We start from the raw sequence: 21,880 nt of genomic DNA on the forward strand, positions 1-21,880 counted from the left end.
CAACTTGAGAGAGGATGTTATTGATGACGAAGAAACTTAAAGTTGGCGTAATCGGTGCGGGCGGTATTTTCCAATGGGCGCATTCCGAGCCTTTGAAAAACCACCCGGAGCTTGAAATCGTTGCCATCTGCGATATCGATCTGGAGAAAGCGCAAGCAGCGGCAGAGCAGCACGGCATACCGCAAGCTTTCAGCGACTACCGTGAAGTAATCGCGATTGCAGACATCGACATTATCGATATTTGTACGCCTAACCTGTTCCACTCCGAAATCGCGGTTGCCGCTCTTGAAGCCGGCAAACATGTATTCTGCGAAAAACCGGATGCCGTTAATCCGGAAGAAGCGCTTCGCATGAAAGAAGCTTCCGAGAAAAGCGGCAAAACGCTGATGGTTATGCGTAACAACCGTTTCCGTCCGGCTTCCCAGTATATCAAACGCTGGATCGACCAAGGCAACCTGGGCGAAGCATACGCAGGCCGCTGCGGCTGGACGCGCCGCCGCGGCATTCCGGGTAAAGGCGGCTGGTTCACAACGAAAGAATTGTCCGGCGGCGGTCCGTTGATCGATCTGGGCGTTCATTTCATCGACTTGTCGATCTGGTTCATGGGCAATCCGAAGCCGGTATCGGTAACGGGCGCAACGTACACGAAATTCGCCGATGCGGAAGATATCGCCGGCTCTGAGCACAGCAAATTCGGTTCCAAATCCGAAGGCGAAGGCACGTTCGACGTTGAAGATTTGGCAATCGGCTTTATCCGTTTCGACAACGGCGCATCGCTTCAAATCGAGTTCAGCTGGGCTTCGAACATCGAGCAAGAAGAGAACTTCGTCGAGCTTCGCGGTACGAAAGCCGGCTTCAAGTTCAGCAACGGCAAGCTTGGCATCTTCGGCGAAGATCAAGGCGTCGTAACGGATATGGTTCCTCACGTAGGCGAAGACAACGGTGGACACGGTGGGAACCTGTATCACTTCGTCGATGTTATTCAAGGCCGCGAGAAACCAATCTTCACCATCGATCAAGGCGTAGACATGATCAAAATTTTGTCCGCGATCTATGAATCGGCTCGTACGGGATCGGAAGTAAAACTGTAAATTGCGGCAGAAGCCCGTACCGTCCAATTGGGCTGGTACGGGCTTCTTCTTTGTGATATAGGTGAACATGAGGGAGAGTGGCTAAAGATGAAGAGGAAGCTCGTATGCGTATATGATTTGGAAGCGAAGCATAGACAACGAATTCGTGAGGCTGCGCCGGGATTTGAGCTTGTATTTGGCGGCGATGCCGATGAAGAGGGAATGAAATCGCATCTGGCGGAGGCGGAGATCGTAGCAGGCTGGGATGATCAAGCGGCAGCAAGCGCGCTGCGGCCGGGCACTTCGCTGCGCTGGGTGCAGGCTTGGGGGGCTGGCGTGGAGCAGATGCCTTTCGAAGCGTTTGCGGCGCATGGCGTAACACTGACGAATGCAAGCGGCGTTCATGCGAACGGAATTTCGGAGACCGTGCTTGGCATGATGCTGAGCTTCACGCGCAAGCTGCACATAACGATGCGAAATCAGGTGAAGAAGAAGTGGGACTGGCTCGGCGGCTTGGGCGAAATTCACGGGAAGGTGCTCGGGATCGTCGGCGTTGGTGCGATCGGCGAGGAGCTTGCGAGGCTCGCGCAGGTATTTCATATGCGCGTACTGGGCGTTCGCAATTCCGGTAAGCCATCCCCGTATGTAGATCAGATGTACGGCTCCGACGGACTGGATACCGTGCTGCAGGAGAGCGATTATGTCGTGGTTACGCTTCCGATCACGAAGGATACGCACCATTTGTTCGACCTTGCGAAATTTAAGCAGATGAAGCCTTCCTCCTTCTTCGTTAACATCGGCCGCGGACAGACGGTTGTAACGGAAGATATGGTGGAGGCGCTGCAGTCCGGCATTATTGCCGGGGCAGGGCTGGATGTGTTCGAGCAGGAGCCGCTCCCGGCTGCTCATCCGCTGTGGGAGCTCGAGAATGTCATCCTAACGCCGCATAATTCCGGCAACTCGATCTATTACACCGACCGTGCGGTTGATATTCTGGTTCATAATCTTGGCGTTTATCTTCGGGGCGACGGAGAGTCGATGCGCAATCTCGTTAGTTTGACGAATCAGTATTAAGCTGAATAGGCAGTGCCCAGGCTAAGAAGCGGCTTTCAATTCGAACAGCTTCTCAAGCTGCCCCAGTATGGCCGTTAATTCATGCTGGGATTGCAATAGACCGATAAGCGCGCGGACAAGCACCATTCGGGGCTTGTCCGCGTCCGCTTCTTCCTGCAGAAGAATGGCCGCATCATTCAGCTCCGTCTTTCTCGCGTTCGTAGCCTGGAGCTCCTGAATGGTGCTCAGCAGTCTGTTGAGCCCTTCTCCCAGCTGTTCCTCCGCAGGTACAGCAGTCCCCTTCATCCCGCATGCAACAAATTGCGTCATAACGGACGACTCCAGTATCGGCGTACTCTTCGATAGAAGAAGGCCTGCAACCATTTCGTCCATGCGATCGACAACGAAAGCCGCCATTTGTTCATAATCGAACGGACTGCTTATCAGCTCCGTCATCACCATATATTCCTTGATAATACCGATATAGAGCGCAATCAGATCCCACTTATACACATCGATGCCCGGACCGTATGCGTGAACTAGGCTTTCCTCCAAGTAAACAAACATCTGTGAACGAATTTGTTGAACGAATGTAGCAAAAACACCGGTATCGTTAATCTTCAGTTCATAAAAGTCTTTTATACTGGATTTAAATTCTTTAAAGCTGATGAATTGGTTCAATGTTTCTTGCACGAAACGCGCTTTAGGCGAAAGCGCTGCATCTGCCTTAATGCGATCCACTTGATCGAACATTAGCTGAATGCGATGACGATAGACCTCCACGAGCAAATCCTCTTTGGAAGCAAAAAACTTATATAAAGATCCCTTAGCAATGCCGCAATCGTTCGCAATATCTTGAATGGAAGTAGCGGCAAAGCCTTTCTGTGCAAATATCCGCATCGCAGATCCGATGATTTTATCTCTAAGCAAGCTCAAAAGCGCTCCTCTTTTCAGAAAAAGATTGACAAGTGACTGTCCGGTGTTGAGAATATTATATATCGTGACCAATCGGTTTTCAATAAAAACGATCGGTCACAGTGTTTACAATAAGGATTTTATGGAGAGAAGGTAGAACGATGTCATCACCAACAGCAACAACATCATCATCCGAGTTTTCGATCAGAGCCATCATCGCACCGTTAATGGCTGTAATCGTCGGGATGATCATGGTCATTCTGGACAGCACCGTCGTGAACGTAGCGCTGGCGAAATTCCAGACCGAATTCGATGCGACCATCAACACGGTTCAATGGACATTTACCGGCTATACGCTGGCCTTGTCCGCCGTTATTCCCCTCGCCGGCTGGATGACCGATAAGTTCGGGTCTAAACGTATATTCTTGATTACGATTGCGTTATTTACGATCGGTTCCGTGCTGTGCGGAGCTGCTCAAACGGTTGAACAGCTTATCGCGTTCCGTGTCATTCAAGGGCTCGGCGGCGGTATGGTTATGCCGATCGGTATGGCGATCATATTCCGTCTCGCCCCGCAGGAGAAACGCGGCTCGGTTATGGGAATGCTGGGTATCCCCATGCTGCTTGCGCCGGCGCTTGGACCGATTCTCTCGGGCTGGCTGATCGAAGCGGTCTCGTGGCACTGGATTTTCTTGATTAACCTTCCAATCGGTATCGTCGGCATGATCGTGGGCATCAAATATCTGCCGAATTTCGAGCAGAACAAAGCGCCTGCCCTAGATATCATTGGGATGATTCTAGCGCCAATCGCGTTTGCATCGCTGGCTTACGGGGTTAGCGAAGGCGGCCGCACAAGCTGGACAGCGGACAATACATTGACCGGTTTGATCGTCGGCGGTATTGCCTTGCTGCTGTTCATTATCGTGGAGCTTCGTCACAAACAACCGCTTCTCGAATTGCGCGTATTCCGTTCGTCCGACTTTACACGCGGCACATTGCTGGTGTGGATCGTTCAAATCGCCCTGTTCGGCGCCATGATTCTCATGCCGGTATTCCTGCAAAACATTCGTCATTATTCTCCGCTCGAAACGGGCGTTATTATGCTTCCGCAAGCAATCGGTTCGATGCTCTTCATGCCGATTGGCGGCCGTTTGTTTGATAAGATCGGTGCCCGTCCGCTTGCATTGGTCGGTCTTACGCTCGTTGGCGGAGCGATGTTCATGCTTCATACCATCAACGTGGATACGAAGCTGATTATGATCATTGTCCCGCTCTTCATGATCGGATCGGGTATGGGGTTATCGATGATGTCCTTGAACACGCACGTGCTTAACTCCGCGCCGCGTCATCTCGTTTCCCGTGTTACGCCGCTTACGACGGCAGCACAGCAAGTGGTTACCTCTTTCGCGGTTGCCGGCCTTACTGGCTATATGACAACCCGCGTCACCGATCATATGACGGCCGGCGGCAATCCGATCGATTCTGCGGTTAATGCCTACAGCGATACCTTTATGTTATCGTTTGGTCTGACCGTCTTTGGTATTTTGTTCAGCCTTCTGCTTCGCAAACCGAAGCCGCAGAAAGACATTGCAGGTGCCGAGCAGGTTGATCCAGCTATGATGATGGGTCACTAAACGGCGACTAATTCAAAAAGCTGCTCCCCGGCGTCATTAGACGATGGGGAGCAGCTTTTTGCTCGTTTACATATTTGCGCGCTGCGTCATTGGTTTAGGCTTGCGAACCGTAGCGGTGCGCTCGATCATCATGACGAGTCGGTAGACGACATCGGCAAGAATAATGCCGGCGAATGCATCAAAGATGACATGTTGTTTGACAAAGAAGGTCGAGACAATAATAAGCGAAGACATACCGTAAATCAGTGTCTGATTGATTCGGTTGCGGAAGCTGCTGGTATATAGAGCTTTCATCACCATGTAACTGGAGAAGCAGTGAATGCTCGGGAAGCAGTTGAATGGTTCATCTCGCCCATACACATAACCCAGCAGGCGGGTAAACGGATCGTTCCCGACCAGTTCAGGCCGAGGAACAGTCGTTTGGAAGACAAGGTAGATTCCGTAACAGATCAGTGCGCAAACCACATAGGTAATAAGCGAGCGTCTGTATACGGCGGGGTCTTTTATAAAGAAATAGATCAAACACAAATAAATATAAAAAATCCAAACCGAATAGGGCAGGACGAACACTTTAACGAGCGGAATCGCTCGATCCAGATCAGTCACCAAGCTGTAGACTTGGGCGCCGGGCCGATTCGTTAAAGCATACAGCCAGCCCATTACCGGAAAAATGAGCATACTGATCAGTGGCAAAAAACGTTTCATTGGATCCTCCCCTGAAAAAAAGCTTGTAGGCACTCTAGCAACTCTACTAGCAATCTTGTAATAATAAGATATTGTGGTTGCGGATGCAAGCACCAAAAGCATACAAAAACGTGAGGCGGTTCAGGAATGGTTAAAATTGCTCTAGTCGATGATGATGTACATATCCGAGAATTGGTCCGGCTTTATTTAAGCGACGAGGGTTTCGAAATATTGGAATTCGCAAATGGCGAAGTAGCCTGGCTATATGTCAAGGAGATTCCCGTGGACATGGTCATTATGGACATTATGATGCCGCGCATGGATGGCTATGAATTGTGCAAGAAGCTGCGGGAATCAGGCGATATGCCCATTCTCATGATTACGGCCAAAGGGGAATCCGAGGAGAAAATCAAAGGGTTCCAGCTGGGCACCGACGATTATTTAACGAAACCGTTCGACCCGATGGAACTGGTGGTCCGGGTCAAAGCGCTGCTGAAGCGATATAGGATTACTTCTTCCCAGATGGTCGCGATCGGGAGCATCGTACTCGACCGGATCGGCTATCAGGTCATTTATAAAGATACGGACACGGCTGTCACCATACCGATGAAAGAATTCGAGCTGCTGTACAAATTGGCGAGCCATCCGGGGCAATTGTTTACGCGGGCGACGTTGATTGAGCAGATATGGGGATTCGAGTATGAGGGTGACGAACGGACGGTGGATGTACATATCAAACGATTAAGGGAACGCTTTGCAGAATATGAAACTACGTTCCGAATTGTGACACTTCGCGGACTCGGTTACAGGCTCGAGGTGCTGAATGATTAAGTCGCTTTATGTGCGAACGGTATTGGTCTTCGTCGGCGTCGTCATCGCGAGTTTGATTTTTGCCTTCTTCTTGGCTACGAGGCTATACAGCAACAGTATTAAAGAGCTGGGGGAAGAGCAGCTGATCGAAAGCGGCAAGCGCATCATTATGATGATTCAGAAAGCGCCTGAAGCGCAATCTGCCGCCAGCCTGGATGAAGTCACGAGCAACATTGTGCTGATTCCGGTCTTTAAAGTGAAAATAGTCGACGAACAAGGAGCTTCCGTCAAATACGGCAGTGAAATCGATCCCAAAGCGCAGTTCTCGATTACTCCCGCGCAATACGGACATGTCATTAAAGGCGGTATCTATAGAGGCACTTTACAAATGAATCAAGATGATAAACATGGCCCCGAGACGACATTGATCGGGCTGCCGTTTGAATTCCGCGATCATCCCTATGCGCTGTTTATTTCTCCGGAGCTAAATGACTTGCTTGACGTCTTCCGCCGCGTGATGTTAACCGTTCTACTCAGCGTGCTCGCGATGGGCAGTTTGCTCATCCTGCTTGCCTCGCGGTTCATCGTCAAGCCGCTGCAGCGTTTGACGCGGGCGACGAAACGGATGGCGCAGGGCGACTTCGGCATCAAGCTTCAAACCAAACGCAAGGACGAGATCGGCGCTCTGACCGCAAGCTTCAACGAGATGGCGAAGTCGCTCCGTATGCTGGATCAGATGCGATCCGACTTCGTAAACAATGTCGCGCATGAATTTCAGTCGCCGCTGACATCCATTACCGGATTCTCGAAGGCGCTGCGGACGAAACAGATGGATGAGGCCGGGCGCCAGCATTACTTGACTATTATCGAAGAGGAGAGTCAGCGGCTTGCAAGGCTGAGCGCGAATTTGCTGCGGTTATCCGTCCTGCAGCAGGATCAAGGTCCGGTCCACCCCGTCTATTATCGGCTGGACGAGCAAATTCGCCGCATCATTATTGCAAGCGAGCCACAGTGGAGCGTTCGAGAGATCGAATTCGAGCTGGAGCTTGAAGATTTGACCATCCATGGGGACAAGGATAGTTTGGATCAGGTGTGGCATAATTTGATTAGCAACAGTATCAAGTTTTCACAGGATGCAAGCTGCATTGAAATCACGCTGAAGCAAGTCGGCGAAATGGCTGTAATAACGGTGCGAGACCATGGAAAAGGCATTCCGCCGGAGGAGCAGCAGCGTATTTTCACCCCATTTTACAAAGTGGATCAATCCAGGGATTATGCTGTTAAAGGAAATGGACTGGGCCTTTCCATTGTGAAACGAATTGTCGATCTGCATCATGGCGAGATCACGGTCTCGAGCGTACCGGACGTAGAAACGGTTTTTACGGTGCGACTGCCGCTGCATGCTGATGGTCATGTGTCGTGATTTGTAATGTCCAGTACATATTCAGTTCAAATTTCTCCTGTATACTGACCTCTAGATAGAGAAAGAGGAGAGATAACATTCATGAGTTGGTTAAGTCGATTCAGTCTAAAGAACAGTGTAGCAGTCGTTATTCTCTGCTTGATGGTACTCGGGTTTGGCTTCTTCTCCGCCACCCAGATCAAGCAGCAAACCTTCCCGGACGTGGAATTTCCGGCCGTATTCGTACAAGCCGTTTATCCGGGGGCTTCAACGGAAGAAATCGAGTCCGAGGTTACGGTACCTGTTGAGGAGAGCTTGCAGGGGCTCAAAGGTTACGATGCCTTAACGAGCACCACTTCCGAGAATTCCGCAAGCGTCATCCTGCAGTATCCGTTCGGAACGAACATGGATGATAAAGTAAAGGATATTGAGGCGGCAATTGCGAAGCTTCAAACACCCGAGAAAGCCAAATTAACGATTCAACGTCTGAATATTAACGCGGCGCCGATCTATGAAGCGGCCATCTTCTCGTCGAAGGACGATCCGTCTGCCCTGCAGAAGGTGCTTGAAGAGCAAGTCGTGCCGAAGCTGAAGAAGGTTACCGGCGTTAGCGCCGTTGAGCTGAAAGGTGTCGTATCGCAAGAGCTTCGCATCGAAGTCGACAAAGATAAAGCCGCACAGCACGGCATTTCGCTAAATGCAATCCAAACGGCGATCCAGCAGCTTGACTATGCGCTTCCGCTTGGTTCGGTAAGTCAAGACAGCACATCGATTCCGATTCGTCTTGTCGGTAAGTTATCACAGCTTGATCAAATCAATAATCTTGAACTAAGTCCTGGAGCAGGCGTTGGCGGTGGAGCAGGCGCTGGAGCACCTGGTGCGGGCGGACAAGCGCCTGCGGCGAAGGTCAAACTGTCGGATATCGCTAAGATCACTACAGTCTCCACGCAAAATGAAATCACTCGTTTTGACGGCCAAGCCAGCTTCGTCGTTCAAATCGTGAAGACGCAGGATGCCAATACAGCTGAAGTATCCGATGAAGTGAAGGACGTATTGGAAACCTACAAGACTAAAGCCAACCTTGATATTCACCTGATTCAAGACCAAGGCGCCGAAATTAAGAAGTCGGTTTCCTCGCTAATTCGAGAAGGGCTGTATGGTGCGCTGTTTTGTGTCATCATTATATTCCTGTTTTTACGCAATATACGGGCAACCCTGATTTCGATCATCTCGCTGCCGATTTCCATCTTCGCAACGATTGCTTTAATGAACGAAATGGGTTATACCCTGAACATTATGACGCTCGGCGGTATCGCGGTATCGATCGGTCGGATTGTGGACGACAGTATCGTTGTTATTGAGAACATTTACAGATGGCGCCAAGAGAAGGGCCGCGATATGAACGGCAAGGAGCTGGCCTACAAAGCGACCAAGGAAGTTATCGGCGCAGTTGGCTCCTCGACAATTGCAACGGTAGTCGTGTTTTTACCGCTTGCTTTTGTTACCGGGATCATTGGCGAGTTCTTCCGTCCTTTCGCAATCTCGGTTGTCATCTCGATCGTCAGCTCCTTGCTGGTAGCGATGATGCTCATTCCGGTGCTGGGCGCGAAATTCTTCAACCACATCAAGCCGCATAAAGAAGGCGGCAAGTTTATGGATTTCTACGAGAAACTGATCCGTGGTGCGCTTAAACGAAAAGTACTGGTGTTAATCGCCTCCATTGTGATCTTGATCGGTTCATTCGGTACGATTCCATTGCTTGGCGTAGCGTTCTTGCCGGCAGGCTCCGTGCCTTCGATCGGCATTGAATTGAAATTGCCTACGCAAAGCACCATTGAGCAAACGAATGAGGCTGCAGAGAAAGTAGAAGGTTACTTGAAGGATCTGAAAGGCGTCGACAATTATCAGGCTTCCATTGGCGGAGCGGATAATCCGTTCATCCAAATCGGTTCCACGTCGAACAGAGCCGCATTCACGGTTCAATTCGCAGAAGGAACGCCGATGGACACGATGATGGACGATGTCGGCAAGGATCTGAAAGAGCTGTTGGCTAAAGATGTACCTGATGCCACGATTAATGTCAAAGAAGGCGAACAGAACGGCCCGCCAACGGGTACCAGCGTGGAAGTGAGCTTGTATTCCGAGGATATGGCTGCCCTCACGACAGCTTCGCAGCAAATTGAGAAGCTGATGACCGCGAACACAGATATGAAAGATGTTACGAATAACCTGAAGGATACGACGCCAAAATGGGTCATCTCGCTGAATCAAACCGCGAAGGATTTGAACGTGTCTGCGTTCCAAATCATGGGTGCCGTAAACGAGCAGCTGCGTCCGACGGATGTAGGCAGCTACGTGCTTGACAGCAAGAGCTGGGATATTACGATGTCTTATGCGCAGCAAATTACGTCCAAGGCGCAGCTGGAAGCTATTACGATTCCGACTGCGGCCGGCATGAAGCAGCTGAAGGATCTCGTTGAACTGACTGAAACGATTGCTCCGATTGCAATCAATCATGAGGATGGCAAAATGTCCGCGAAAGTGACGGGGAACGTGAAGGAAGCCGACAAGACGGCAGCCGTAACGAAAACGATCACGGACGATATCGACAGCCTGTCGCTGCCAAGCAATGTAGAAATGAAAATCGGCGGCGGCCAGGATATGATCAACAGCGGCTTCCAAAGCATCGGTATTGCGATGGCAGCAGCGATCGGTCTTGTGTTCCTGGTGATGAGCATGACCTTCGGCGGATTGTTGACGCCGCTGATCATTCTCTCCTCGTTGCTCTTCGTACCGGTTGGTTCCTTGGGTGCGCTTCTGATCACAGGCCAATCGTTATCGATGAGCTCCATGATCGGGATGCTGATGCTCGTAGGTATCGTAGTAACCAACGCAGTCGTATTGCTTGACCGCGTTGAGAAGAACCGCAAGGAAGGCATTCCGCTTCGCGAATCGCTGGTCGAAGCTTCGAAAACAAGGCTGAGACCGATTCTGATGACGGCATGCGCAACGATCCTGGCGCTTGTGCCTCTGGCGCTCTCGGAATCGACAACAAGCCTGATCTCAGGCGGTCTTGCGATTACCGTAATCGGCGGTTTGACCACGTCGACGCTGCTGACACTGATTGTGGTACCGGTCATTTATGAGTTGACGGGTAAGCGTCGTAAGATTGAGAAGGAATTGGATCTGTAAGGGTTGGGAACGGAGCAGGTTTTACTACTGCTCCGTTTTTTTATGTTCGTTCGCGGATTGACCTGTGCCTCCACCCACAGCCACCACCAACATCAACACCAGCACCAGCACCAGCACCAGCACCAGCACCAGCACCAGCACCAACACCAACACCAGCAGCAGCACCAGCACCAGCACCAGCACCAACACCAACACCAAGCACCAACACGCGACCGCCGTCGCGACCGCCTCACTCCCTCCGGTTCACACGCAGGATGCTCTAACGAATCGTACAGGTCTTATTTGGCCCGAAATAACGTCGAAAAAATTCTAACGAATCGTAGAGGTCTTATTTAAGGTTTTTGCGTATGTTGGAGTCGTTACACTCCAAATAAGGCTCCTACGATTCGTTAGATTTTCGGAGTCGTGAAATTCGGCGAAATAAGGCTCCTACGATTCGTTAGATTTCGAAGCCAGCAGCCGTGAGCCGCCAAATCGAACTCTTCGCACAAAACCAAGCTAAACGACAGGCTGAGAGTACGGATTTGGAACTCTCGGCGTCCAAACTAAACCTCCACTCCCCCGTTCCGCTAGCTGAAAGTCGCCAAATCGAACTCTCAGCACGAAAATTAACATCAACTATAGGCTGAGAGTGCGGAAATGGAACTCTCAGAGTCCAAATTAACCTCCAATCTCCCGTTCTGCTAGCTGAAAGCCCCTAAAGCGAACTCTCAGCACGAAAACTAAGCTCAACTATAGGCTGAGAGTGCGGATATCGAACTCTCCGCATCCAAACTAACCTTCATCCCCCCGTTCCGCCAGCTGAAAGTCACCAAATCGAACTCTCAGCAACCCAACCAACCTCCAATCCCCCCGTTCCGGCAACACGCCTAAATCCCCCACGGTTGTTTAGATTTTCGATCGGGATGCTTTATTGTGGGGAGTGAGGGGATTACATGATGGAGTTGGTTTACTAAAATGCTCTCTTTTGTGTTTGTGAGCGAGGGAGGTGGGTTGAGAGGAGGTTGCAAATGGTTAGTTGAAGGGACAAGAGCAGCTATTCTGTGGTCGTTATCGGAGTGGAAAGGATTGGGGCGAGTATAAGGGAGCAGCGATTTCAGACAAAATAAAAGAAGCTGAGCACACGGATAACCGTGTGCTCAGCTTCCAATCGCTTTAACGGGATACTGTGGCTGTATGTTGCTGCATTTCAGTCGCCGCTTGTTTCTTCATCCATCGCTGATTGATCAGCGAGTGAATAACGAAGAATAGCGCCGATGCAGTCGCAGTAATGACAGCCAGCCAAGCTACCGGCGTCAATTGGCCGATATCGTACAAATGGCCCATCATGTATGGACCGAGGACACGCCCCGCGGAGCCGATGCCGCCGGCAAGTCCGAGATAGAACGGAGCTTGCTTGCCGCCGTTCTCACTGAGGAACGCAGGAATGGCCGGCGCGATCAGCATCTCGCCGAAGGTGGTGAGCACCATGCCGAGGACCATGCCCGGAAAGCTGTGAAACATAAGAATAGCGGCATATCCGGATAGATAGAACAAGGCGCTGGCAGTTAGCTGAGCCGTTATGGTTTGAGCGGCTAAGCGTTTGATCAGGCCGATCAGCGGCTGTGCGACGAAGATCAGAATGCCGTTCAACGTCCATAGGTAGCCGAACATCTGCTTCGGAAGCCCTTCACTGATGATGAACGGGGAGACCCCGGTATTCCAAATGCTGTTGCCCAGATTGAGCAGCATGGCGCCAACGGCCATGAACAGATAGACCCGCACATCCAGGAGCAGCGCCCAAACACTTTCATTTTGGGGAGACAGCCGTTTCATCTTCACCGCTGCCGTATCGCTGCCGGTTCCAACTTGCTTCAAGTAGAACAAGAAAAAGATGGCGAAGATAGCCGACGTCACGCCGTTCATCGAGAAGCTGAGCGAGTAGGAAATGTCGGCAAGGAAGCCGCTGAGCGCAGTTCCGATTGCGACTCCGATATTGTTGGCGACATAGACGATGTTGAACAGCTCACCCCGCTGATCTGCGAAGCGAAAGCCGATAAAGGCTTGAATGGCCGGCATGGACAGCGCGTTGAACAGTCCGATCAGACCCATCATCGCGATAAAGACAGGCCAATTGTGGCTAAGCACCGGAAGCAACAGCAATCCTGCTGCATTTAGAGCGAGTGCGCCGATGATCAGCTTTTTCACGCCGACTTTGTGATAAAGCGCGCCGCCGAGCAGCTGTCCGGCGATACCGCCGATCGATTGAATGAGAATGACAAATCCGGCATCGGTCATGCTGCGTCCGAGCTCATCGAAGACAAACATCGTCACAAGCGGCCACATCAGCGCGCTTCCGATCGCATTAATCAGACTGGCAGCGAGAAAAACTTTGATTTCCTTCGGGTATTGATGAAGTATACGCATAGATGGGTTCTCCTGTTGTTCTCCTGTTGAAATGCACACAATAAGCCTTCATTATACTCGATTAAGGCGAATCTAGGGAGACCCGGAATTTTCCACACAGGCCACACTGACAGAGCCAAGCTCTCCTTTTTAGGATGACGAACGCCAGCTAGAAGGCGACACCCCAATATATTTCTTAAACACCGTCGCAAAATGCTGACTGGTCTTGTAGCCGAGGTCGAGCGCGACTGCCGTCACGTTGGCGCCGGGCTGACGAAGCAGCTCGCAGGCTCGGTTGATCCGTATCCGGTCCATATAGTTGGCCGGCGATTGGCCGTGCAAATTGTGAAACAGCCGATAGAAGTGCGACTCGCTGACGCCTGCGAGCGCGGCGAGCTCCTTATTGCTCCAGCGACGCTCGGGTGCGGCGTCGATTTGGGCGGTAAGCGCGAGCATCGATTCTTTCAGATCGAGCGGGAGTTGACGGGCTGCGGCAGGCGGATAGAGCAGCTGCAGCAGAATATCGACCAAATGATGGCGCACGCGGAACGCTGCGCTGCGTTCTTCTGCTTCCAGCAGGCTGCGGAGCTTATAGAATTGCTCGCGCACGCGGCTGTCTACGGAAACAATGCGGGGCAGCTGCAGCAAGGCTTGATGGATTTGATCCCGGTCTTCATCGTTGAACGACAACCAGCCCGGATAGTCGGCGGGATCGCGTAAGATGAACCACCAGATACTGCAGGGCTCAATAAAATTCAGTCGTGCGCGATGCCATTCACCGGGGCGGGTATGGAAGATTTGTCCCGTAAAGGAGGGATAGTAATCGCCATCGACTTCCCAAGTCACCCGGCCATTGTCGACATACACAAATTCGTAGCAGCCATCATGTTGGTGATCCGCAAGCGGGGAGGCTTCCTGGAAACGGTCATAGCCCAGCATCATAAGCTCGGGAAAGTCGACCCTGCGATTGGCGGCATGATCGTTTATCTCCCAGCGAACCGCATCGTTTCTGATTTTGGCCATTTGGAAGTGCAGCTCCATTCGTGTCTAATTATCTCTTATGTTTCTAATCCTATTTGATAGGTTTTCGGAAGTCAACGACGCTGCCCATGCTCTACAATGAAAGCAGTTACAATTATATTGATGAGAGCGAAAGAGGTGTCTTACGTAATGGGAGTTATTGATTACACCATCACCGAAGAGGATAAACAACGATTTAATACCGATGGCTACTGGATCAGTCCGAAGCTGATCGATGATGATACGATTGCGCGTCTGCGTGAAGCACATGAGCGAGTATGGACGAGAAAATATGACGGCTTCGGCCTTCCGATGCACCACTATCACCCAACGGACAATCCGTTAGCTTTACGTAAATTCGACAATGGCTGGTGGATTAACGATGAGGTCCGCTCCGTGGTGACCGATCGCAATTTAGGAAAAATGGCTGCCGAGCTGCTGGACGAGGAATCGATTCGGTTGTGGCATGACCAGGTGATTTATAAACCGGGCACAAACGGTCAAGAAACGTCTGCGGGAAATGTAGGCTGGCATCAAGACTACGGTTACTGGCGCTGCAGCAGCACGCCTAATATGTGTACCGTTTGGATCGCTTTACAAGATACGGATCTGTCGAACGGCGGGATGATGACGATTCTCGGCTCGCATAAGTGGGGCGCAGTAGAAGGCAGCGATACATTCTTCGAGCAAGACATGAGCAAGCTGAAGGCGAAGTTTGCAACGCGGGATTGGGTTGAAGAGCCTTGTATCCTGAAGGCTGGGCAGGCTAGCTTCCATCATGCCCTAACCTTCCACGGTTCCGGCACCAACTACAGTCCGGATCCAAGACTCTCCGTTGTCGCGCATCTGATGCCCGGCCATACGTATTACCGCGAGAGCAGACAACGCCACGATAATCTGCGCTATCTGAGTGCACGACCGGTGCCGGGGATGAAATTTGATAATGAAGAGTATTTTCCCACGCTCTACTCCAAATCCTAATAAGAGTCAGTCTACAGAAAGACCGGAACATCCTTCCCAGGGAGGAGGAGTCCGGTCTTTCTATGTTGTATAATCACTTGGTGTCATTTGTTAATATTCCGTTCACAAAGATGGATTACGATGAACATGAACATCAAGAAAAGGGGGATTAACGGCTTTGAAGCAAAAAGAAAGCAATAAAACATTAATTTTGATCGGGTTGATGATCGGGGTCATCTTCGCAGAGCTTGACGAAACGGTTGTTTCGACGGCGATGCCCACGATTATCCGTGATCTGGGCGGATTGGCGCTGTATGGCTGGGTTGGCGGGGTCTATATGCTCGCCATGACTTCCTTTATGGCCGTACTCGGCAAGCTGGCCGATTTGTACGGACGCAAGAAGATTTACTTACTTAGTATGGGCTTATTCATTGGCGGCTCCATTATTAGCGGCTTGGCACCATCGATGGAGGTGCTGCTCATTGGACGGGGGATTCAAGGGATTGGCGCAGGGGGACTCATGCCGCTGGCGATGGTCATCTTCGGCGATACGTTCCCGGTTGAACAAAGGGCCAAGATTCAAGGGTTATTCGGTGCTGTCATGTTTATTCCGCAGCTGCTCGGACCGCTTGTCGGGGGATATTTTGCCCAGCATATTTCATGGCACTGGATCTTTCTCGTGAATATTCCGGTCGGCGTTCTGGCTGCGTTCATCCTATCGCTCGGACTTCAGGAAACGAGGGTGGAGCGCAAAGTCAGTGTCGATTGGTACGGGGCCATTATTCTTGTTGCCGCGTTAGTCAGCCTGCTGCTAACGCCGGTGCTGCATCAGACAGAGGGCTATGCGTGGACAGAACCTGTCATGCTTAGTCTCATGGGAGTCGGCGTGCTCTTGCTTGGATTGTTCGTTTTCGTGGAATCCAAGGCGAAGGAGCCGATCCTGCCGCTTCATCTCTTCAAAAACCGCAATTTCGTTGTGCTGTCATCGCTCGTATTCGTCTTCATCCTTGCCGTAATGGGCGCACTGTCTTCATTCCCGTTCTTTGCGCAAAACGTGCTGGGACTGACGCCTACAGCGGCAGGCTACCTGACGCTTCCGCTCATGGTGGGCGCAATCGCGGCAAGTGTAGTAGCAGGTCGGTTGATGACCAAATTTCCTTACCGCAATATTTATGGCATTTCGTTTATTCTTCCGGTCATCGGTTTCTATCTACTGTCGACAACGCATGTGGATACGCCGATTTACATTTTCGTCATTTACTTCATCATTCTCGGACTTGGCTTCGGTACGTTGTTCGGCAATCAGCTGATCGTGCAGGAATCGGTTGAGAAAGAGCACAGCGGGATTGCGCTGTCATCCGTAACGCTCTTCCAATCCATCGGCATGACCATCGGATTCAGTTTGTTCGGCTCCGTACTCGCAGCTAATGTCACGTCGGGATTGAAGGGCTTGGCCGGTTCCATGACGGCAGATCAAGCGGCGAAGCTGGGCGATATCTCGACGGGCGCGATTCCCCAAGATATCGATCCAACGCTGCTCGAACAAATCAAAATTGTATTCGCTGACGCATTTACGCATCTCTACTGGATCTCTTTCGTACTCGCTATCGTATCCTTCCTGATCTGCTGGTTCTTGAAGAAGGAAGTGCTGGTGACGAAGAAGGATGACGAAGCAGGGGCACAAGAAAGCGTGCTGGAAGCGACGCTATGATCAAGCGGCTTGATTTGACGGATCCATCGGCAGCGCAGCAGTTCCTAGATGTACAATTGCCTTCTTACCGAATCGAAGCCGAGCTTATCGGCTTCGATGGTATTCCCGGTCTTCATGACACGATCGAGAAGCTTGGGAAATGCCAAGAAATATTCTTCGGCTGCTATGTCGAAGGCGAATTGGCCGGCGCGATTTCCTTTAAATTAGAGGAAGAGGGCAGCGTAGTTGATATCCATCGACTCGTTGTCCATCCGAATTATTTCCGCAGAGGAATCGGCGAAAGGCTCGTCCAATTTGTCCTGGAAGCCTTTCGGAGTCAGGCAAACACGTTCATCGTAGCAACGGGAGCCGCGAATACGCCGGCGAAACGACTGTACGCGAAACTCGGCTTCGAGGAAGTTCGAGAAGTGGAAGCGGCGCCGGGATTATTCATCGCAGAGTTCACCAGAAGAGGAGATTGCTGAGCTGTTGCAGCCGGCAATCTCCTCTTTGCTTTTGACATTGGCAGGGGAGGAAAGGATGACTTACAATAAGTGGGACGATTGGCGACGGGAGAGATGAAGCGGTTGAAACCTTCAAAGGCAGCACTTGCTCCGCTTGGTAAACAAGGCGTGAGCGCATATTTTCTTCTTGGTATTATCGCGTTTCTGTGGGGGCTTAATTATGCTGTCGTGCGGGTCGGTTTGGAGTCGCTCGATCCGATGCTCTTCTTAATGCTGCGCTTCGGTGTGTCCGCAATACTTATGTTCGGCCTTCTCAGATGGAAGGAAGGCAGCATTGGCATTAGCCCGGGCGATCTGTGGAAGTTCATTGCTCTTGGAATTATTGGCACAACCATGCTGGAGAGCTTCGTGGTGGTATCCATCGATTATACGACGCTTGCGAATTCGTCTATTCTAAGCATCGCGCCATGGCCGATCTTCGCGGCGATCTTTGCGCCGATCTTTACGAAGGAGCGCATCAGGCGATCGCTGATCGGATACGGTTTGGTATCGATGCTGGGCGTCATTCTGGTCATCTTGGCAGGAGGCAGTTTCTCGCTGGATTCGGACCTGCTGCTTGGCAATTTGCTTGCGTTCTCCGTTAGCGTCTGCGGTGGATTCTACTCTGCAGCCTGCATTCCGATCCTCCAGAAATATTCGGCGCTGCGGATGACCACTTGGATGTTCAGCTTCGGTACATTGTTTATGCTGCCTTTTACAACCAAAGCTTGGGGAGCAACCGATTGGGCCGGAATAGGCTGGTCAACAATTGGGGCGCTTGCATGCAATATTTTTGTCATCACGATCATCTGCTTCCTCCTGTGGAACAAAGCCATGCCTCAGATCGGCGCAGCAACGGCAAGCTTCTATCGGTATTTGACGCCGCTTGCGGCAGCCTTGTCCGGTGTGTTATTTTTCCAAGAGCCCGTTTATTCCGGCCAACTCGTTGGCGCTTGTTTGATGTTCATGGGATTGATCGGCATCAGCCTGCCGGCGGCTAGATCGGGAACGGTGAAGCAGAAAGCCGGAAGCAGCCTAAACTAGCCCGTATGCAGCTGGACGTAAGTATAAATGATTCCTCGCCTGCAAATACTTTCATTACCGAAGCTGCCGGAGTTGTTCAATGCATGAACTAGATGTAAAATAGTTGAAGCATCAGGAGCCCCTTCAAGCAGCAATGGCAGAGCGGATCAACCATAAGCTCATCCTCACCTCCTTGTTCGTAAAGCTGATGCTTTGCGTGCATGGAGGTTTTCTTATTTGAAGGAGGACGTTATGACTTTTCGAAGCTCGAAACGCAAGCTTGATCTGCTGCCTTATACACTGAAGCACCGGCTGTTAGCCATGCTGGCGCTGTCCGTTATTATTCCGCTGACCCTCATTGGACTCATCTCCTTCTATGGAATCTACAATGTGCTTCAGAACAAGGTAGAGAAAGGAGTCGAGAAGAGCTTGGAGCAAGAGCGCAAAGGGATCGAGTCCATATTAAGCAACTTGGATTACTCCTCCCGCCAGCTCGCCTTCGAAGGGAAGGTCGGTAAAGACCTCAAGAGCTACCTGACGACGGCTGATCCGCTCGACCGCAAAGAATTAGCCGATGAAATTGAGGATTATATATCCTTGATTAATTACACGAACCCGCTGCTTGGGTTGACGACCTATTATTTGCCCGATACGAAGCAGTTTCTGTTTGAGAATTTATATATCAACCCGAAGCTCGACATTAACGACTTTGTGAAAATCAACCAGAATACGAGCAATTATACAATTCACGGCCCGCATCGCACGTTATATACGAACAGCCGCAATTCCGTCTTCTCGATTATGCGGCAAACGGAAACAAGCTCCGGCGACAAGAGCACCGTGCCGATCTATGTCTATATTGAGACGAATGTCTCTGCAATCACAAGCTTGTTCAACAATGACCCCTACGGGATGCCTGTCCGGCATTTGATGCTGGACGCGAAAGGCCACATTATCTATAACAGCCAGGAAGACACCGAATTCCCGATTGGCGCCGATATCACTTCCATAAAAGATCGGCTCGGAGATAAGTTTGTCTTCTTTGAAACCTCAAGCAACTTCGGCATTAAAGTCGCAGTCGTTATTGACCGTAATGACTACCATAAAGAGATGAACGCTTGGTTGAAGCGCTTCGCAGCCGTTGGCATTCTCTCGCTTATTATCGGTTTAGTCATCGGTTGGATCATCTGGAGCATGATTTACGGTCCGCTGCAGCGCATCCGCAAACAGTTCAAGCTGCTTGGCGAGAATCGGTTCAATGAGCCGCCGGTTTCCCTTCGTATGAAGGAGTTTGACGAGCTGCTGTACCACTTCTATGAGATGCGCCAGCGCATCCGCGAATTGATGTCAGAGATCGAACAGAAGGAATCGCGCAAAAGACATCTCGAAGTCGAGAAGCTCATGTATCAGATGAACCCGCATTTTATTCATAACACGCTTAACACGGCGCAGTGGCTCGCTCGCATTAACGGTCAGGACGAAATCGTCCGGCTGCTGATGATCTTTACCCGTGTGCTCAATTACAATCTGGGCAAGGAAGGCAAGATCGTCACCGTCGGCGATGAAATCCAGACAGTCAAAGACTACATGGAGCTGCAGCAAATCAGATACAACCATAAGTTTAACGTGGAGATCGAGGTGGACGAGGCGACAAGCGCGATTGAAATGCCGCGATTTATTTTGCAGCCGCTTGTCGAGAATGCCCTTTATCATGGTTTCAAGCAAAAGGATGGCACGATAACCGTAAGGGTAAGCAGGGCAGATGAAGAGCATCTGTTCATCTGCGTGAAGGACAATGGGGAAGGCATGTCGCAGGAGGTTATCGAGAAACTGTTTCATTCCAATGACCCCAACCGCCGTAAGGTCGGCCTTGGGATTGGGCTTAATTTTGTCAATAATATTGTGAAAATGTACTACGGTGATCCGTATGGACTCGAGGTAACCAGCACGCTCGGAGTCGGTACGGAAATGCGGCTGCTGCTGCCGATCACGGTGAAGGAGGTATGGGATGATTAGGACATTGATCGTAGACGATGAGCATTTGGTGCGCAAAGGATTGGTCTTTACCGTACCGTGGAAGGAATGCGGGTTTGAAATTGTTGCTGAGGCGGACAATGGGGAGAGCGCGCTCGACATTATCGATCGGGTACCGATCGATCTGCTGCTGACCGATTTGACGATGCCGGTCATGGACGGATTTGAATTAATGCGTATTGTAAAAGAACGTTACCCTGCGGTACGGACCGTTGTGCTGACCTGTCATCAGGATTTTCATTTTCTGCAGGATGCGATGCGCCTCGGCGCCATCGACTATGTCGTGAAGACCGATATCGCGGATAATGTGCTCGAAGAAATGCTGCTGCGCATATCCGAGCGAATCGTGGCGGAGCAAGCACAAGGCGGTCCTGCTGATGCATCCGGGCAGGCGAAGCAGGCTGAATCCAAAGAGTCTCTGGTAATTATGATGCCGGAGCAAGTTACACCGCGAGCACGTCCGGCAGGTTTGGAAGGCGCCGTTCAAATTCAAGATTCGATCTGGATGGTTCCCGGCAAAACCAGTTCCGAAATCGATGCGCTGCTGTCTCGGATCGAAAGCGAAGGCGAAGCGGACAAGCTTTGTTACGCACGCGTAACGAATTGGCCGGATAAGCCGAGAACATCGGATTGGCTTCCAATGCTGAAGGAACGCATGTTTTATGAGTCCTATGCAAACGATGAATATACCGTTTCGCTTTCGGAGCTCATCGGTGAGAAGCCGAGCACGATGGATGTGCCAGCTGATATCCGGCTAGCTTGGCACAATCAGCGCTGGTTGTTTGATAAGAAAGAGTTCGAGGACTTGCTGCTGGCTATCCGCGATGGCAGGCCTTCCTATCGCAGCGTCGTGACGATGTTCGAGGAATTGGCGGCCGCTTGGGATTTGATCGCCGTTAACAATCGGTTGTGGCCGGACTGGCGCATGGCGACAGCGGCTTTCACCACGCTTGTTGAATGGCAGCGCTGGTTCGAGCAAGCGTCAATGAGCATCACTCAGTACGCCAGAAGCCGCGGATTCTCGAACGATGTGTTTATCGCGATCATGCGTGCGCTTGAGATGCTGCATACGGATTCAGGTGGAAGCGCCAATCGTACGGAGCTGTCCGCGAAAGTGAATCTCAGCCAGAGCTATTTCAGTACGATATTCAAAGAGATCATCGGCAAGTCCTTTCATGAAGCGGTTAAGGAAGCGCGGCTGGAGAAAGCCAAGCAGATGCTGGTCCAGCATGCAGATATGCCGATCTATTGGATCGCGGAGAAGACAGGCTTCCAAGATGAGAAGTATTTCAGTAAGATATTCCGGCTGCAAACCGGCATGGTGCCATCGGAGTTCAGAGAACGTCAATTACGGCGGTAAGGTAGAAAAAAAACGAATGCAGGTGAGAAAAAAGTCGTCTGGCGTCGACAATGATGTCCGATAGGCAGACGTTCTTCTCCCGTGCATAAGTCCCGATTCTCTCACGATTCGGCTTGATGCGGCGGTATGATGGTCATGTACCAAA

General features: G+C 51.1%; 17 protein-coding genes. 12 read left to right on the forward strand and 5 right to left on the reverse strand.

The features are described 5' to 3' along the window. Positions 1–23: 23 nt before the first annotated feature. A complete protein-coding gene (locus I8J30_RS12920) occupies positions 24–1,091 on the forward strand; it encodes a Gfo/Idh/MocA family protein (RefSeq protein WP_210655325.1) in 1,068 nt (355 codons plus the stop codon). An 87-nt stretch (positions 1,092–1,178) separates the two neighbouring features. Continuing rightward, positions 1,179–2,144, forward strand: a complete 966-nt coding sequence (locus tag I8J30_RS12925) for a D-2-hydroxyacid dehydrogenase (RefSeq protein WP_210655324.1) — start codon at positions 1,179–1,181, stop codon at positions 2,142–2,144. A gap of 21 nt (positions 2,145–2,165) precedes the next feature. Here I8J30_RS12925 and I8J30_RS12930 read toward each other — a convergent pair whose 3' ends face one another. After that, complete coding sequence (locus I8J30_RS12930; protein ID WP_210655322.1) at positions 2,166–3,059, reverse strand: TetR/AcrR family transcriptional regulator; 894 nt, start codon at positions 3,057–3,059, stop codon at positions 2,166–2,168. A 140-nt stretch (positions 3,060–3,199) separates the two neighbouring features. On the opposite strand from I8J30_RS12930, the gene I8J30_RS12935 reads away from it, so the two are divergent. Further along, complete coding sequence (locus tag I8J30_RS12935) at positions 3,200–4,672, forward strand: DHA2 family efflux MFS transporter permease subunit (protein ID WP_210655320.1); 1,473 nt, start codon at positions 3,200–3,202, stop codon at positions 4,670–4,672. 66 nt (positions 4,673–4,738) lie between these two features. Here the strand turns inward: I8J30_RS12935 and I8J30_RS12940 are convergent, their stop codons facing one another. Further along, positions 4,739–5,377, reverse strand: a complete 639-nt coding sequence (locus I8J30_RS12940) for a phosphatase PAP2 family protein (RefSeq protein ID WP_210655318.1) — start codon at positions 5,375–5,377, stop codon at positions 4,739–4,741. Between the two features lie 126 nt (positions 5,378–5,503). Here I8J30_RS12940 and I8J30_RS12945 point away from each other — a divergent pair, with 126 nt between their 5' ends. The 3 genes from I8J30_RS12945 to I8J30_RS12955 all read left to right on the forward strand — a co-directional run bounded on the left by I8J30_RS12945 (position 5,504) and on the right by I8J30_RS12955 (position 10,760). Further along, positions 5,504–6,187, forward strand: coding sequence for a response regulator transcription factor (locus tag I8J30_RS12945; protein ID WP_210655316.1), 684 nt, complete (start codon positions 5,504–5,506; stop codon positions 6,185–6,187). Continuing rightward, on the forward strand, positions 6,180–7,589 hold the full coding sequence (locus I8J30_RS12950) for a sensor histidine kinase (protein WP_240547756.1): 1,410 nt from the start codon (positions 6,180–6,182) through the stop codon (positions 7,587–7,589). The genes I8J30_RS12945 and I8J30_RS12950 overlap by 8 nt, the downstream gene beginning before the upstream one ends. A gap of 81 nt (positions 7,590–7,670) precedes the next feature. Continuing rightward, on the forward strand, positions 7,671–10,760 hold the full coding sequence (locus I8J30_RS12955; RefSeq protein ID WP_210655314.1) for an efflux RND transporter permease subunit: 3,090 nt from the start codon (positions 7,671–7,673) through the stop codon (positions 10,758–10,760). A 24-nt stretch (positions 10,761–10,784) separates the two neighbouring features. Here the strand turns inward: I8J30_RS12955 and I8J30_RS12960 are convergent, their stop codons facing one another. From I8J30_RS12960 to I8J30_RS12970, 3 genes are all read right to left on the reverse strand, one after another. Next, positions 10,785–10,952: a hypothetical protein gene (locus I8J30_RS12960; protein ID WP_210655313.1), complete on the reverse strand. Its 168-nt coding sequence runs from the start codon at positions 10,950–10,952 to the stop codon at positions 10,785–10,787. 963 nt (positions 10,953–11,915) lie between these two features. Beyond that, positions 11,916–13,166 carry an MFS transporter gene (locus I8J30_RS12965; RefSeq protein ID WP_210655311.1) on the reverse strand — a complete coding sequence of 417 codons (1,251 nt, stop codon included), beginning with the start codon at positions 13,164–13,166 and terminating at the stop codon, positions 11,916–11,918. 129 nt (positions 13,167–13,295) lie between these two features. After that, complete coding sequence (locus tag I8J30_RS12970) at positions 13,296–14,168, reverse strand: helix-turn-helix transcriptional regulator (RefSeq protein ID WP_210655310.1); 873 nt, start codon at positions 14,166–14,168, stop codon at positions 13,296–13,298. 147 nt (positions 14,169–14,315) lie between these two features. Here I8J30_RS12970 and I8J30_RS12975 point away from each other — a divergent pair, with 147 nt between their 5' ends. From I8J30_RS12975 to I8J30_RS13000, 6 genes are all read left to right on the forward strand, one after another. Further along, positions 14,316–15,146 carry a phytanoyl-CoA dioxygenase family protein gene (locus I8J30_RS12975; protein ID WP_210655308.1) on the forward strand — a complete coding sequence of 277 codons (831 nt, stop codon included), beginning with the start codon at positions 14,316–14,318 and terminating at the stop codon, positions 15,144–15,146. A 157-nt stretch (positions 15,147–15,303) separates the two neighbouring features. Then, a complete protein-coding gene (locus I8J30_RS12980) occupies positions 15,304–16,836 on the forward strand; it encodes an MDR family MFS transporter (RefSeq protein WP_240547755.1) in 1,533 nt (510 codons plus the stop codon). Continuing rightward, positions 16,833–17,300 (forward strand): GNAT family N-acetyltransferase, encoded by a 468-nt coding sequence (locus I8J30_RS12985; RefSeq protein WP_210655306.1) that lies wholly within the window; start codon positions 16,833–16,835, stop codon positions 17,298–17,300. The genes I8J30_RS12980 and I8J30_RS12985 overlap by 4 nt, the downstream gene beginning before the upstream one ends. Positions 17,301–17,402: 102 nt before the next feature. Further along, positions 17,403–18,362 carry a DMT family transporter gene (locus I8J30_RS12990; RefSeq protein ID WP_210655304.1) on the forward strand — a complete coding sequence of 320 codons (960 nt, stop codon included), beginning with the start codon at positions 17,403–17,405 and terminating at the stop codon, positions 18,360–18,362. A gap of 231 nt (positions 18,363–18,593) precedes the next feature. Further along, positions 18,594–20,357, forward strand: a complete 1,764-nt coding sequence (locus I8J30_RS12995; RefSeq protein WP_210655302.1) for a sensor histidine kinase — start codon at positions 18,594–18,596, stop codon at positions 20,355–20,357. After that, on the forward strand, positions 20,350–21,735 hold the full coding sequence (locus I8J30_RS13000; protein ID WP_210655300.1) for a response regulator: 1,386 nt from the start codon (positions 20,350–20,352) through the stop codon (positions 21,733–21,735). The genes I8J30_RS12995 and I8J30_RS13000 overlap by 8 nt, the downstream gene beginning before the upstream one ends. The last annotated feature ends 145 nt before the right edge of the window (positions 21,736–21,880 follow it).

Origin of the sequence: Paenibacillus lignilyticus (assembly GCF_017942085.1) — a bacterium.
Classification (GTDB): Bacteria; Bacillota; Bacilli; order Paenibacillales; family Paenibacillaceae; genus Paenibacillus_Z; species Paenibacillus_Z lignilyticus.